Origin of the sequence: Gulosibacter chungangensis (genome assembly GCF_008831155.1) — a bacterium.
Classification (GTDB): Bacteria; Actinomycetota; Actinomycetes; order Actinomycetales; family Microbacteriaceae; genus Gulosibacter; species Gulosibacter chungangensis.
In genome coordinates this window covers 50,515-63,761 of sequence record NZ_WBKB01000002.1, presented here as the reverse complement: position 1 = coordinate 63,761, position 13,247 = coordinate 50,515, and the positions used below count along the sequence as shown (strand labels likewise).

The window sequence follows — 13,247 nt, the reverse complement described above, 5'->3', positions numbered from 1 at the left end:
CAACGCTATCACACGGTGAGGAGCCCACTCCAACGCTGACGGAGCATGTCGCTGTGGAAGGTGTTGCCATTCCGAGCGTCGAGTTCGGCCACGATGCGCAGCGCATCCTCACGCAGCTGCGGGCCGCGTGGGTCTTCCGGGGCATGCTCGAGCAGGATCGTGGCCAGGCTGGCGATATTCTCCAGGTCGTAGCCGGCTCCGGGCACGAGATTCTCGACCACGCTATCGATCAGCCAAGGCAGCTCATCCGGCCGCTCGGTACCGAGTTCGAGCAGAATCGCTTCCGGCACCGAGCCAAATTCGTCGGCGTCACGGTCCACCGATTCGAGCATCTGCAGCACAGTGTCCACACCACTGTCACCACCGCGTCGACGGGCGAACCAGCCCGCCCATGCCGTGGCCGCACGCCGGTGCGCCTCATCGCTGGTGGTCGAACGCACCCACTCGACGAGCGACTCGGCGTAGTCCGGCGCATAGGGCCAAATGACGCGCACCGTTTCGAGACAGATCTCGAAACGGTCGAGTGCGTCCTGTTCGGCCTCGCTGACCCTGGCGATCTCGCCCACAAGGTGTTGCAGTGCGGCACCGTCGCCGAAGTGTGCGGCGACTTCGGCCTCAGCCTGCAGAAGCGGAGCTCTCGGCGCTCCGGTGATTTCCCGCACGGCCGCCTCGGTGTCAATCACCTCACGAATCTTTTCGAGCGGGATGCGCGGCTCCGCGATGGCCGCTTTGATCACGACCGCAAATGCCTGTTCGGCAGCGGCGCGAAGCCCCGGCTGGATGACATCTTTGTGGTCGCGCAGCACCTGCTGCGACTGCGCGTAGCGTCCGATCAACGACGCGGCATCACCGTCTTTCGCGGCACGCCCGACACGCATGACGAGGGCTGCAAAATACGGGTCGGGAAGCCGGAACCGTTCGGCGTCTTCCCGGATGTTTTCGAGCTGCGTATCCGCTTCCTCCGCGGTTTCCGCATCCAAGATTTCAAACGGGCGCTGCGAGAGTTCGACGTAGCGGTCCCGCATTGCGATCGGCGCCTCGACAAGGGCGATCTGCGAGCCGCGGCGGGGCAGCCAGCCCGCAAGCAGGATGTGCTCGGCGCGGGTTGGCACATCGTTCCAGATGCTCGGGTCATCAACGATGGCTGGGCGCGGGCCTTCCGGCAAGCCCGCGAACCAGTACTCCTCGAGTTCGCGAGCATGCCAGTCGGTGCCGCTGCGCTCATCGTGCGCGCGGGCATTGTCTTCGGCAAGCTGCTGCAGCAATCGTCCTTCCTCACCCTGCGGATCGGCCAGGATGCGGTTGCGCGCCACTGCGGCAATCAGCTGCCAGTCGGTGGCACCGAGTTCGGTTTCCCCGAGGGCATAGTCGGTGATCTCCAGCGCATCCTCGGGCCGGTGCTCGAGCACCGCGAGTGCTTCCTCGATGATCACATTGCGGGCGAGCCACTCGGCCGAGAACTGCTGGCGAAGCTCATCCCCGATAATCGCCGCAATATCCCGTCGACCAATCCGGGTGTAGAGCGCACCGAGTCGGGCACGCAACATCGCAAACATGTGGAACTCCGGATGCTGCGGGTCAAGCAGTCCCGGCTGCACACCCATCGCCCCGAAGCGCTGCTCCAACACCGAAATCGCTTCATTCGGGTTGAGCGGCTGGATTATTGCAATCTCGCGGCTCACGGTATCGGGGTCAAACTGCGGCCATTCCTCGCTCCCCTCGGCTTGCCACCGGTGGCGCCACTCGTGCATGGCCGCAGCATCCCCAAACTCGGTCGCAATCTCGGCACGCGCGAGGTAGACGTTCGACATGTCCATGCCGCGAGCGCGCAGCTGTTCTTCAACCAGCCCAATGACCTGCTGAATCTGGTCGCGCGGGATGCTCGGATCAGAGATCATATTGACCGCAATGCTCGAGACCGAGCCGAGGAATCGCGCCACGTTTTCCGGTGCAATGTAGTCGCCATAGCGAGCGATCACCTGCATGAGTCGGGCATAGGCGCCGAGCGCCTCGCCGATGAGCCCGCCCTGGCTGTACACCGTGTACTGGCCGAACCGGGCGCTGGCGACATAGTGCGGGAGCCCTTCGGCCTCACAGTCGGCAGCCTGTCGCTCCCACGCTTCGACCTGCGAGAGATCTTCGGGCATATCCCAAATTTCACTGCCGCGGTCGATCAGTGCGCGGACTCGCTCCGCTTGCTCGCCCTCAAGGTTCGGAATTTCGTCAAAGCGGATCATGGTTGGGATGGTTCCTTCGTGTTCGGAGGCGGTTCGATGGCGGTTCGGGACGGTTGAGTTGCGGTTCGGAGTCGAGTCGAGGTCAGTTGGTGGCTGGCTGATTGGCGCTATCGCGCGGCGCTGGATGCGGCGAGCAGCAGGGTGTGCAGGGAATCGGACAGCCCCGCTTGCTCTTCCGCATTGAGTCGCTGGCCCGCTTGGAGGAGACTCAAGAAATACAGCGCTCGGATCGAGTCAGTGCGGGTTTGCGCCTCGAGGTGTTGGCCGAGGGCCTGCACCGCGGTGGCGCGAATATTCAGCACGAGTTTCGGGCGCAGATCGACCGTGCTTGAGCGTGCCGAGGTCGCAGTGTCGCCTAGCATTGCCGCCCACGGATCGTCGGCGTCCTCCGCGAAATCAAATTTGGCGGTGCCAGCGGGCATGTGCAGCACCATCAGTGACGTCGGTGAGAACGAACGAACCTCGATCGCCACCCCGTGGTCTACAAGGATCGGCTCTGCGATGCGTGCGATGTACTCAGCGAATTCCTGCTCGTGTTCGGCCGGTGTCGGAAGCTTGTTCAGCACCTCATTGAGGTCGAATCGACGCAGCTGCAGGCGCGTTTGTACCCGGTCATATTCGGTGAGGACCTTGATCCCGTTCGCGTAGGAGCCGTTCACGAGCACACCACTTTGGGCCGCGACCAGGGGCGCGTAGGTGTTGAAGTCACCGCGAGTTTCGGCGTAGGTGACCCAGGTCGGCATATCTGTGAGCCGCATCCGGCCGCTGCTGGTTTCCCAATCAAGATGGCGGGCGACGAAGTCGAGCATTTGCCGGTCACCGGTCGCCATCGCGAGCAGGCTTTCGCCGTGTGCCCACAGGAAGGTCTCAAAGGCTTCCGGGGATTGTGCCTCGAGCCCTTCGATCCCCGCGCGGATCTGCCGCCCGATCTCCGCTTGCACGTCACTGACCGCGGCTGATTCCTGGAGCGCCTCTCGGGAGGCAGTGAGGCCGAGCGATCCTGCTTCCAGCACCACGCGCGCGAAGGTTGCCCATTCGGGCACCAGCTGTGTGTTGTCATTGGCGACGAACATGCCGCGCGAATAGACGAGGTCGCCGCCGCGGTTGCGCGAACCGCTCGCGACGCCGGAGATAAACGCAGTTCCCCGCACACCGTGCGAATCGACACGCAGCGGCAGTATCGCCAGCGGCATGAACCCGAGTTCAGCTTCGCACCAGGCCGCAGCCTCGACTTCGGCGAGTTGCCACGGGGCTTGCTGCATGCTGACAAGCTCTGGTTTACCCTCCTGCGGCCGCGACTCTACGGTGATTGGGAACGAGAGGAATCGGGCGAACTGACTGGCAAGGATGCGCACCCGAGTGAAACTTGCCCATTCGGCTTCGTCCGCTCGGGCGTGGAGGCGGATTTCGGTGCCGGGCTCGTCGAGTGGCTCTTCAGCCTGCGAGACGGCGAAGGTGCCGTCGCCATAACCAACCCAGCGCATAGTTGGGCTCTCGGGCGACTTCGCGCTCCGCGAGCGCACTTCGATCTGGTCCGAGATGAGGAAGCAGGACAGCAGGCCGATCCCGAATTGGCCGAGGAAGTCTCGGCGGGCCGCAGCAAACTCCTGTCGTTTACTCGAGGCACCGATGGTCGCAAGGAGGTTACGTGCATCCGCTTCCGTAAGGCCAATACCGTAGTCACGAACCGACACGAGTCGCTGCGACTCATCCACCGTGATTGCGATCGGTGACCGGCCCCCGAGCCGGGCGGGGAGGTCCGGGTCAATCTGGAGCCTGGCGACCACCGCATCCCGCGCATTCTGGATGAGCTCGCGGACGTACACGCGTGGGCTGGAGTAGAGGTGGTGCGACAGGATCTGCACGATGCCGCGCAGATCGACCTGGAAGTTCTCCTTATTCACCAGGTCAGCTTAGAGACACTCGGGCCGCAACTTCGCGGGATCCCCGCAAGAATCCCGCTGTGGATGTAGGGAATTCATGCGCCCGCTACAGCTTGGTGAGTGGAATATCCGGGTTCTCGAGTCCCGAGCGGTCGATCTTGCGGCCGATCAGCGCCCGGAGGTCGTCGTTAACATCCCAAATGTTGACATTCATGGCGGCCTTCACGATCCCCTCGCTGAGCCAGAACACGATGAACTCCCCCGCAGCCATGTCACCACGGACAACAACCTCAGCCGAGGCATCCGCGTGGCCGACATATTCCATACCGAGGTCGAACTGGTCGGTGAAGAAATAGGGCTGCCAATCGTACTGTTCGCCGGTGCCCATGATGGTCTGCGCGGCAAGCTTCCCCTGGCGGATTGCGTTATCCCAGTGCTCGACTCGCAGACGTCCGAGCGTTAGGTGTTCGGCATTGGCGACATCGCCCGCGGCGAGAATATCCGGGTCGCTCGTGCGCAGGGATGCATCGGTCACGACGCCGTTGTCTACCTCGAGCCCGGCAGCCTCGGCGAGTTCGGTATTGGGAACGGCGCCAATTGCGATGAGGATGCGATCCGCTTGCACATCGCCGGCCGAGGTCGCAAGACCAGTGATCTGGCCAGCCTTTTCGAGAACGCCGGTGACCTTCGTCTCCATTTTGAGTTCGACGCCGTGCTTGCGGTGGAGTTCGGCAAAATGCTCGCCGATGCGCTCCCCCATGATCTTGCCGAGCGGGACCTTCCCCGGGGCGATCACGGTCACCTCCATCCCCTGCTGCCGGGCGCTCGACGCGACTTCGAGCCCGATCCAGCCAGCGCCGACAATGACGGCCTGGCCACCGTGCGGGATCTGCTCGCGAATGTACTGCGCATCCTCAACCCGGCGCAGCGTGAGCTGCTGCGCCTCGGTGTCTGGCAGGGTCCGCGACCGTGCGCCGGTGGCAAGCACGAGCGTGTCGTAGGGCAAGACCGTACCGAGGGCGAGCGTCACGGTGTGAGCTGACCGATCGATTTCGGTGACGCGCTCGCCAAGCACCACGGTGACGTTGTGGTGCTGATACCAGGCGGCGTCATGCGCGATGGCGTCGTCGATCTCTTTCTTGCCGAGCAGAAATTCCTTGGATAGCGGCGGCCGCTCATACGGGAGAGTGGGTTCCTCGCTGATGATCGTGATCGGAAGCTCATACCCGAGGGACCGTAGAGTCTCGGCGGTATTCGCGGCGGCGAGCCCGCCACCAACAATGACGACTCCGGACTTCGCGACCTGCTGGCTCGACATGATTACCTCCTGTAAAACGCAACGCTGCGCCCGTACTTTGGCGGGTGTTCCCAGCCTCCCACCGGGGTCTGGCAGGCGCCTGCGCGTTTCTACGCATCCCTTGTCGGAAAATTAGTCAAGCTACTTGATCAAGTAGCTATACTATTTCTCATGCCCGCAGATTCTCCGAATGACCCATCGACCGCAACCGCATTTCTCGACGCACTGCGCCCAATGATGGATCGCCTGCGGGCAGAGCGAACGCTGTCGCAGGGCAAAGTCGGCATTCTCCGACACCTCAAGGAGCGCGGCCCAGCAACGATTTCGGAACTTGCCGTCGCCATCCAGGTCAGCAATCAAGGCGCCTCTCTCGGCGTCCGAGATCTGGAAGCGATCGGCGCCGTGGCACGCAAGACCGACGCCACCGATCGCCGGCGAGTGTGGATCACCATCACCGAAACCGGCGAAGCAACACTCGAGAAAGAGACTCTCGCTGCCCGGCGGCTCCTGCACGATGCCGCCGAACGAAGCCTCAGCGAGGAAGACAAGGCCGTGCTCTTTGCCGCGATCCCCGTGATCGAGAAACTCGGGAAGAGTCTGCTCGATGACTAACGCGAAATCCCGCCTCATCCCGGCGCTGATCTACGCGGCGCTCTCCACCGCGATCGTCAGCTCGCTCGGCATGCTGCTCGTGCCCACGATCGCGCAGGAAATGAAGGTGTCGGTCGCCACCGCGCAGTGGATGCTCACCGTGAACCTCTTGGTGGGTGCTGTCGCGACCCCCGTGATGGGACGCCTCAGTGACGGGCCACATAAGAAACGAACACTGCTGATCGCGCTGGCGGTCATTCTGGTTGGCTCGATCATGGCGGCACTCGCGACCAACTTCACCGTGTTCCTCATCGGCCGCGCCCTGCAAGGCCTCACTTACGGCATTGTGCCGGTGACCATCGCGCTCGCGCGGCGATACGTACCGACCCCACACGTCCAGCCGACAATTTCTTCACTCTCGGTGACGGTCGCCACGGGACTCGGCCTCGGCTACCCATTGACGGGCCTACTGGCAGAATTCCTTGGCTTTCGGTTCGCGTTCTGGTTCGCCGCGCTCTTCATTGTCTCGGCGACCGTGGTGGTGTCGACCGTCGTCCCCAATGGCCCCGATCCGACTGCACCCTCGCGGGCCTTTGATTTCCCCGGTGCTGCTCTCTTGGGCGTCGGACTCGGGAGCCTCCTCCTCGCGATCAGCGAGGGACCGAACTGGGGCTGGGCATCCGGCTGGACGCTCGGCGTGCTCGCACTTTCGGTGGTGAGCTTTACCGCTTGGGCCCTCGTGGAGCTGCGCTCCGACCATCCCCTGATCAATCTGCGGACGCTGCGAAACGGGGATGTGTTGCTCGCCAATTTCGCCGCAATCGGGCTCGGCGCTGCCTCGTATATTGGGCTCTCAGTGGCGAGCCTCGTCGCACAGGCCCCGCTCAACACGGATTACGGGATGGCACTCCCGCTCGCGTGGGCTGGATTCGTGATTGCACCACTCTCGGTCGGTAGCTTTCTCGCGAACCGGGTCGTACACAAGCTTTCGAATCGGGTTTCGATGGATGCGCTGCTCCCAATTGGCTCCGGGATCATGGCCGCGGCCGGGGTGGTGCTGTGGTTCGCGCACGCGCACCTATGGGGCCTCCTCGTCGGGATCTTCATGTTTGGTGTCGGCATCGGCGCAGGCTACGCCGCGATGCCGGCGCTCATCGCCCGGAGCGTTGCTGTCGCGGAACTCGGCAGCTCGGTGAGCTTCAACCAGGTATTGCGCACCGTCGGGAGCTCCTTCGGCACCGCGATTGCGGCCGCAGTCATGGCCACTCACCCGGGTATCGGCGAAAATACGACGGATGCGGGAATCACCACGGTCTTCGAGGTCGGCGCGATCGTCTGCCTCGTGGTGTTCGCGACGCTGATCGTGCGGACCATCCTGGCCCGCCCTCGCAACGAGCCACCTACCGGCCAGGCGCCGGCTTAGCTTCCTTCGTGATCTCTCCGGCGAGCACTTGGCCGCCACTGGTCAGAAGTGCCCGCTTCCATGGGAGGACTCCCTCGATCTCAATTTGAATTGAAATACTCAGCACGGTTCGAATGAGCACGATCAGACCAAGAGTGAGGGCTTCTTCGATGGTCGGTGCCGAGATGGTGCGGATCAGGTCCGCTGCCACCAAGATTTCAAGCCCGAGCAAGATCGACGAGCCAATCATTCGACGAAGAATTTGGAAGGCCTGCACTCCCCCTCGTCGCTGCACAAGCGCGCGAATCGCGAAAACCGTGGCGGTAGCAAAGCCGATCGCCATCGCTGCCACCCCGAGCGCTTCGAAGAGCACCACAATGCCTTCAACTATCTCAAGGATTACTTCACTCGGCATGGGGTTAGCGTAACTGGTCAATATCGGCCCCGGACAGTCACCATCAGATCGCGTTAGGGCGTGACGGGCGCAATACGACAAAGCCCCTCTTTCGGCACGGTGATAGTCGGATCGCTTTGGGAAATCCTGTCCAGCGAAGCTCGACAGCGAAAAGGCTCATGTCGCTAAACGCACGGTTCCCTCAGTGCCGTTAACGGAGATCCAAGAACCGTCGAGGATGCGAGTGGTTGACTGGGGAATACCGAGGACTGCGGGAATGCCGTGCTCGCGAGCAACGCCTGAGCTGCTCAGGCGGTGGTCCCCCATCGTCCCGGACCATCCATTCGACGCGCTCGGCCCGTCAATGAGCCGCGAGTACCCCGACAGCGACCCGTTCGACACCGAAGTGCTCGTCGTCGACGGCCCGCGGAAGCTCGCCCACCGCTGGGGCGACGAAACGATCCAATGGACGATCATCGAGAACCCCACCGGAGCATCCTTGGAAATGCGGCAGACACTCCTCGACCGATCGTTTGCGAGTCTCGCTGCAAGCGGGTGGCGAGTCTGCCTCGGAAGACTTGCCGCCGAAGAAGAGGGTGTCGACCGCGAACGCGTCGTCGGCAAGCGGGCGTTCGACTACGGTTTTGACGAACTGCGCGAGCATTTCGCTTCGCAGTTCAATGAGAGCCTCGGGTAGGTTCAGGTAGCTGCGATGACCGAAACGCGAAATTGCGGGACATCGAGGCAACGATGTCCCGCAAATTCACTTTGTCGCCCTTATTGACCTCTGTTCCAGTAAATACCCAACAGGGGTGGAAACCGAGAACCTGCGCCGGATCAGGGGTTCTCTCGCCGCCGCTGGGACAACTGGCACTGACACCTTGCCGGACGGCGCTCAAACCTCTCGCGCTGTCACGGCTCCTCGCCGCAAGTGGAAGCGCCTGAGCGACGAAGCCCGCGCGCAAGTGGTCGCACGGTACTCGGCAGGTGACACGACGACAGTCTTGGCGAAAGACTACGACGTCGCCAAGTCCACGATCATTGGCATCCTCCGCGCCAACAACGTTGTCGTCCGTCGCCAGCCGATGACGGCAGACCAGGTCAGTCAAGCAGCCCGCCTCTATGAGTCCGGTCTCTCCTTGTCACAGGTCGCGGCAACGCTCGACGTGAACCAGGAAACCATGCGAGTAGCGATCATCAAGGCAGGGGTCGTCCTTCGCGAGCCGACCAGGGCGAAGACACCGCAGCCAGACTGAAGGTATGGATCTCACGCTCAACGACGCACAGCTTCTCGTTCTCCAGTGGGTCGCTGACGGCGCCGACCTCGACAACCCGCCCAGCGAGACGTTCAAGACGAGCGCCGTCGCCCTCCGAAGCCGCGGCGTCGTCACTCTGGACAAACGGCGCGGGCACTGGAGCATCGCGATCACCGAAGCCGGGAGGTTCTATCTCGAGCACGGCCGTCATCCCGATGCGGAAGAACCGACGCCCAAGAAGCCCCCGAAGCCGAAGCTCGAGCCGAAGAAGGCACAGCCAGCAACGGCCGAGTCCGATCACAGCTCGGACAACGAGCCTTCCAGCGATCCCGAGCCACCGGCGCGGCCGGAGCGCATCGTCAAGGACGAGACGATCCCAATGCCGGTCCAGATCAGACGCCCTCATCAGGCCGTACGGGAGATCGTCGATCACAAAGCCCGCCTCGACGTGCCAACGGAGCAACGCCAACGAGCCCTCCTCATCCTGCACGCACTCGCACAGGAGGCGAATCGTCGAGGCTGGGCAGTGGCTGCCAACCCCTCAACCTTCCGTAAGGATCCTTGGAATGGCCGTCGGACGCGTGTGTCGCCGGGCCCCGATCTCTTCTCGATCGACGCGGGTGACGCCGCAACGGTGATCCGGCTGCGCATGCAGCAGAAGCGCGTCGATCACGTACCCACTGAAAAGGAGATCGCGGACGAAGCGCGCTACAACTGGCGGAGCTACCCCAAGTACGACCACGTACCGACCGAACGTATGCGCCTCGAAATCAGGTCGAGCTCCCACGATGTGCTGACCCTTGACGACACCGTCACGACGCGCATTGTGGACAAGCTCCTGCGCGCGATCGAGAAGATCGAGCAGATGTCCGTCGACGCTCGCGAAGCCGCCGAACGCCATCGTCAGTGGGAGATCCAGCGAGCCGAGGAGCAACGCCGCGCCGAAGAACTTCGACAACGAGCTACCCGGTACAGCAGCTGGGCAGAGACGCTTGAGCAGCTCCGTACCGATTTCGTCCGCCACCGCGAGCTGGTCGATGCTGTTGCCGGTCTCCGTGAAGCCGTCGAGCGCAAAGGCCCCGAGCACGAGTACGCCGACGTCCTCGCGGAGTACCTCGCCTGGTCAGAGGCGCACCTCGAGGAATCCGACCCGCTCCGCCGCATCTGGCTTCCTCAGGGCGATCGCCCTGATCTGAGCTACGAGGAATGGCAGGAATGGAAGCGGCGGAACCCGCAGCGCAACTGGTGAAGCCAGCTGCGACCACTTACCGGTTGCCGCGCAAAGAACACGACATAGAACGCACCTCTCCGCGATTCCGATATCGGCGAAACTAAGAATCCTTCAGGAGCGCTCCAAACTTCCGGGTCTCACTCTCCGGGTCGTCAAGCTCATGGTCGAGATCTGCCTTGAGCGCGGTTCGAAGGTCAGGCAGATTTGGTGCACCGTATGACGGGCTACCGAGGTACTCCTCAAGCGTCTTGATCGTCGCCCGCCACCACTTCTGCGTGGCGCGCTGCCGAGGCTGTGCCATGCGAACCTCGAGCACGTCCTCCCACAACCCGATCTCCCAGCTGCTAGAGGCCGCGTCGAGCGAGATCTCTCTGCTAAGAAGCGCGCGGAGCCTCTGCTCCAGCTGATCGGCCAGGGCCGAGGTGTGCTGCCACGTGTCGACGGTGAAGTTCCACCACGCTTTGCGACGAATCTTGGTGAGCTGGAAGGCAAGGCTCTCTGGCGTCTGGTCGCGCATGTCTTCGACGGCGTCGTGGAGATTCTTGACCAGCTGCTGGACGTTGCTCACTTCGTATTCGGCGTTCATCGCGGATGCGCTGGCCGAGTCGGCCGAGTCCTCCGCTGACCTGGCAGCCTCGGCAGCCGACTCGGCCGTCCGCGTCAAACTGCGGATAGGCTCCGCGATGTTCTCCTCGATCGCCGCAGCGACGTCGTCCACCTGGCCGCTAATCGCCCCAACCGCCGAACGAAGCTCGTCGCTGGTCTGCCGGAATCTGGCAGCGAAACTTCCAGCCTCCCGATCAAGGTAGACGCGTAACAGCTCGTCGTCTGTGAGCGCCCGAGTAGAACGGCCTTGGCGGGTCTGACGTCGACCTTCGTCATCGAAGTGCGGCGGCATCGTTGGCCGGACTTCCACTCGCACGAAAGGCTTCTCGCCAGAGACGTTCTCCTCGATGATGAAGGCGTCTATCGGCACTGGGCGAGTCTTGCCCGCCAGGTCTTGAATGCGTGCCACGGCCTTGTCGAGCCCCTTCGCCAGACCGCATGGCTCTCCGGCGACAAGGCCCGTAGCTGGATCCTCGATCTCATCGACACCCACCAGCAGATGAGCAACCTCTCGATCGGGATCCAGAGCGACCCAGTTCGCCAGCGTGGCAAGCAGCCTCACTGAAACTGCGTCAACGTCCCGCTTGAACTCGAAACGCCCCGATTCGCCCAGCACCAGCATCTGCTGAGCTTCCTCGCTGATCTCTTGATGCCTCGACGGCTTCTGCTCGCTTGCCATCACAGGCCCTAGTTCCGGTTCAGCCCATGCCGACGCGTATCGAGCGCGACCTTGAAGTGGCTCTCAGCCGCGTCGATCTCCTGAGTAGGTGTCGACGGGTCGAAGACACGCAGCAGCGAGTATCGGAAGGAGCTCGGATCGAGTCCGCGCAGCTCGACGTTGCCACCATGCCCGTTGGTTGCATATGTATTCCATCGCTGCCGGATGCTCTCTGCACCGTCTGCCTTGCCAACGTACTGCCGGCCGTCGCGCGTGTCAGTGATGAGGTAGATCCCGACCACCGAAGCGAGCGCCGTTCCCCATGAGGCGTAACGATGCTCACGCATCACCGCCTGAAGCTGCACGTACTCCAAGACCAGTCGATCGAAGCCCGGGAATGGCACCGGCTCGGCATCCGCGATACCGACCACCCGGTAGCTCGCCGCTGTGCTGGCCCGCATCCACCAAGTGCGTGGAGATCGCCAGCCGATCACCAACCGGTTGCGAAGGTCGGCCATGTGCTCTGACTCGACAACATCGAAGACCCGGCGCACTCCATCATTGGAGACCTCACCTCGGTTCTCGACGACAGCCCAGAGGCGAGCCTGGTCACCGCCCTCGCGGATGAAGACGACCCAGAGCCGTGGCGGCACTGCCGGGAAACGCTGCGTGTTCGCGGACTGGTTGCGCGTGTACTCGAGGATCTCCGCGTCGGTCGAGTCAGCGTGAATACCTCGCAGCCCGATGTCCTCGTGCTCGCGCACATAGGCGTGGCGGATCACTAGAGTCTCAGCGAGATCGATGCCCGCATCGAGCAGGAGCGGGGCCAGGGTTAGCGCCATTCGTGGTTCTCTATCTTCTTGTCCGGGTCAGGCTTTCGGAGCACCAGCTCGACGCCAAGGTGCAGCGGGATCGCCGTAGGTGTCGAGGACGATCTCGCACCAGGTGCGCCCGGCGTTCACGGCAAGGCGTGCGTGTCTGGTGGCTAGATTCGAGGCGCGCGTACGACCGTGTCCACTTCCTTCGGCGTTGCGCAGCTCGGTGATCCCGATGGCAACCCCCTTGAGCCCACCGAGCACCTTCTTGATCGCACCCGAGCTGTCAACGGTGCCGCTCACACCTGAGGCTGACAACCCAAGCACGTCCTGCGTCCGGCTGAGTAGCGAGGGCAGATCGGCATCCTTGGCGACGGTCTCTCCGAGATGTTCGAGGATGGTCTTGGCCGTTGCCTCAATCAGCTCCTTGACCGCGCCGACCACCCCAGCCGGGTCGGAGTCGAGTAGCAGTTCGATGCGGCGGAAGGTATCGCGGATTCCTGAGGCATCACGCAGGCCATCCAAGCCCGAGAGGCTCGAGAGCGCACCGCCGACCATCGTGATCTTGCGGCTCGAGTCAACTGAGAAGCCGTCGACTTCGAGCACGCGAGTGAACGGAGTGATGTCGTCACCGCCAAACTCGATGAGGAAACTCTCGTAGACGCGGAGGACACGACGGATGTGTTCAAGGCTTGCCCAATCAACAGATGCCTCGTACTCGGCCCAGAGTGTGACACGCTGGCCGCCAAGAAATGTAGTTGTCCCCGGAGCGAAGCCTTCGGCTTGCCATATGCGATCGATCTCCCGGAGCACCATGCGCTGCGAGACGGCGTCGCGGAACACAGCGCGCACACGGCCAGTGATGAAGTCAGTCATG

Annotated in this window: 13 protein-coding genes; 5 read left to right on the top strand and 8 right to left on the bottom strand. The window is 63.0% G+C overall.

What is annotated here, in order from left to right; all coding sequences use genetic code 11:
• Nucleotides 1-8 precede the first annotated feature (8 nt).
• The 3 genes from F8O05_RS03680 to F8O05_RS03670 all read right to left on the bottom strand — a co-directional run bounded on the left by F8O05_RS03680 (nt 9) and on the right by F8O05_RS03670 (nt 5,438).
• A complete protein-coding gene (locus tag F8O05_RS03680; protein WP_158051417.1) occupies nt 9-2,237 on the bottom strand; it encodes a hypothetical protein in 2,229 nt (742 codons plus the stop codon).
• A 107-nt stretch (nt 2,238-2,344) separates the two neighbouring features.
• Entirely contained in the window at nt 2,345-4,141 is a 1,797-nt protein-coding gene (locus tag F8O05_RS03675) for an HSP90 family protein (RefSeq protein WP_192497025.1), read from the bottom strand.
• Between the two features lie 85 nt (nt 4,142-4,226).
• Nucleotides 4,227-5,438, bottom strand: a complete 1,212-nt coding sequence (locus tag F8O05_RS03670) for an NAD(P)/FAD-dependent oxidoreductase (protein WP_158051415.1) — start codon at nt 5,436-5,438, stop codon at nt 4,227-4,229.
• Between the two features lie 150 nt (nt 5,439-5,588).
• Between F8O05_RS03670 and F8O05_RS03665 the strand changes: the two genes are divergently transcribed.
• On the top strand, nt 5,589-6,029 hold the full coding sequence (locus tag F8O05_RS03665; RefSeq protein ID WP_158051414.1) for a MarR family winged helix-turn-helix transcriptional regulator: 441 nt from the start codon (nt 5,589-5,591) through the stop codon (nt 6,027-6,029).
• Nucleotides 6,022-7,431, top strand: coding sequence for an MFS transporter (locus F8O05_RS03660; RefSeq protein WP_158051413.1), 1,410 nt, complete (start codon nt 6,022-6,024; stop codon nt 7,429-7,431). The genes F8O05_RS03665 and F8O05_RS03660 overlap by 8 nt, the downstream gene beginning before the upstream one ends.
• On the opposite strand, the gene F8O05_RS03655 is transcribed toward F8O05_RS03660, so the two are convergent.
• Nucleotides 7,409-7,825, bottom strand: a complete 417-nt coding sequence (locus F8O05_RS03655) for a DUF1622 domain-containing protein (RefSeq protein ID WP_158051412.1) — start codon at nt 7,823-7,825, stop codon at nt 7,409-7,411. The two genes, F8O05_RS03660 and F8O05_RS03655, sit on opposite strands and share 23 nt — an antisense overlap.
• Nucleotides 7,826-7,981: 156 nt before the next feature.
• Nucleotides 7,982-8,131, bottom strand: coding sequence for a PEP-utilizing enzyme (locus tag F8O05_RS15275; RefSeq protein ID WP_225735720.1), 150 nt, complete (start codon nt 8,129-8,131; stop codon nt 7,982-7,984).
• On the opposite strand from F8O05_RS15275, the gene F8O05_RS14930 reads away from it, so the two are divergent.
• The 3 genes from F8O05_RS14930 to F8O05_RS03635 all read left to right on the top strand — a co-directional run bounded on the left by F8O05_RS14930 (nt 8,082) and on the right by F8O05_RS03635 (nt 10,309).
• Nucleotides 8,082-8,501 (top strand): SRPBCC domain-containing protein, encoded by a 420-nt coding sequence (locus F8O05_RS14930; RefSeq protein ID WP_225735759.1) that lies wholly within the window; start codon nt 8,082-8,084, stop codon nt 8,499-8,501. The genes F8O05_RS15275 and F8O05_RS14930 overlap by 50 nt on opposite strands.
• Before the next feature lie 115 nt (nt 8,502-8,616).
• Nucleotides 8,617-9,060 (top strand): hypothetical protein, encoded by a 444-nt coding sequence (locus F8O05_RS03640; RefSeq protein ID WP_158051410.1) that lies wholly within the window; start codon nt 8,617-8,619, stop codon nt 9,058-9,060.
• Between the two features lie 4 nt (nt 9,061-9,064).
• On the top strand, nt 9,065-10,309 hold the full coding sequence (locus tag F8O05_RS03635; RefSeq protein WP_158051409.1) for a hypothetical protein: 1,245 nt from the start codon (nt 9,065-9,067) through the stop codon (nt 10,307-10,309).
• Nucleotides 10,310-10,391: 82 nt separating this feature from the next.
• Here the strand turns inward: F8O05_RS03635 and F8O05_RS03630 are convergent, their stop codons facing one another.
• Genes F8O05_RS03630 through F8O05_RS03620 form a run of 3 tightly spaced genes read right to left on the bottom strand, consistent with a single transcriptional unit; the run spans nt 10,392 to nt 13,246 of the window.
• Nucleotides 10,392-11,576: an AlbA family DNA-binding domain-containing protein gene (locus F8O05_RS03630; protein ID WP_158051408.1), complete on the bottom strand. Its 1,185-nt coding sequence runs from the start codon at nt 11,574-11,576 to the stop codon at nt 10,392-10,394.
• A gap of 8 nt (nt 11,577-11,584) precedes the next feature.
• The gene (locus F8O05_RS03625; protein WP_158051407.1) at nt 11,585-12,397 is read right to left on the bottom strand and encodes a GIY-YIG nuclease family protein; all 813 of its coding nucleotides are present in this window, start codon (nt 12,395-12,397) and stop codon (nt 11,585-11,587) included.
• A gap of 27 nt (nt 12,398-12,424) precedes the next feature.
• Complete coding sequence (locus F8O05_RS03620; protein ID WP_158051406.1) at nt 12,425-13,246, bottom strand: abortive infection family protein; 822 nt, start codon at nt 13,244-13,246, stop codon at nt 12,425-12,427.
• Between the last annotated feature and the right edge of the window lies 1 nt (nt 13,247).

Bases quoted from the DNA above. Each gene is read 5' to 3' on its own strand.
- F8O05_RS03680 (WP_158051417.1), bottom strand. From the start codon at position 2,237: ATGATCCGCTTTGACGAAATTCCGAACCTTGAGGGCGAGCAAGCGGAG.
- F8O05_RS03670 (WP_158051415.1), bottom strand. From the start codon at position 5,438: ATGTCGAGCCAGCAGGTCGCGAAGTCCGGAGTCGTCATTGTTGGTGGC.
- F8O05_RS03665 (WP_158051414.1), top strand. From the start codon at position 5,589: ATGCCCGCAGATTCTCCGAATGACCCATCGACCGCAACCGCATTTCTC.
- F8O05_RS03660 (WP_158051413.1), top strand. From the start codon at position 6,022: ATGACTAACGCGAAATCCCGCCTCATCCCGGCGCTGATCTACGCGGCG.
- F8O05_RS03655 (WP_158051412.1), bottom strand. From the start codon at position 7,825: ATGCCGAGTGAAGTAATCCTTGAGATAGTTGAAGGCATTGTGGTGCTC.
- F8O05_RS14930 (WP_225735759.1), top strand. From the start codon at position 8,082: ATGCCGTGCTCGCGAGCAACGCCTGAGCTGCTCAGGCGGTGGTCCCCC.
- F8O05_RS15275 (WP_225735720.1), bottom strand. From the start codon at position 8,131: ATGGGGGACCACCGCCTGAGCAGCTCAGGCGTTGCTCGCGAGCACGGC.
- F8O05_RS03635 (WP_158051409.1), top strand. From the start codon at position 9,065: ATGGATCTCACGCTCAACGACGCACAGCTTCTCGTTCTCCAGTGGGTC.
- F8O05_RS03630 (WP_158051408.1), bottom strand. From the start codon at position 11,576: ATGGCAAGCGAGCAGAAGCCGTCGAGGCATCAAGAGATCAGCGAGGAA.
- F8O05_RS03625 (WP_158051407.1), bottom strand. From the start codon at position 12,397: ATGGCGCTAACCCTGGCCCCGCTCCTGCTCGATGCGGGCATCGATCTC.
- F8O05_RS03620 (WP_158051406.1), bottom strand. From the start codon at position 13,246: ATGACTGACTTCATCACTGGCCGTGTGCGCGCTGTGTTCCGCGACGCC.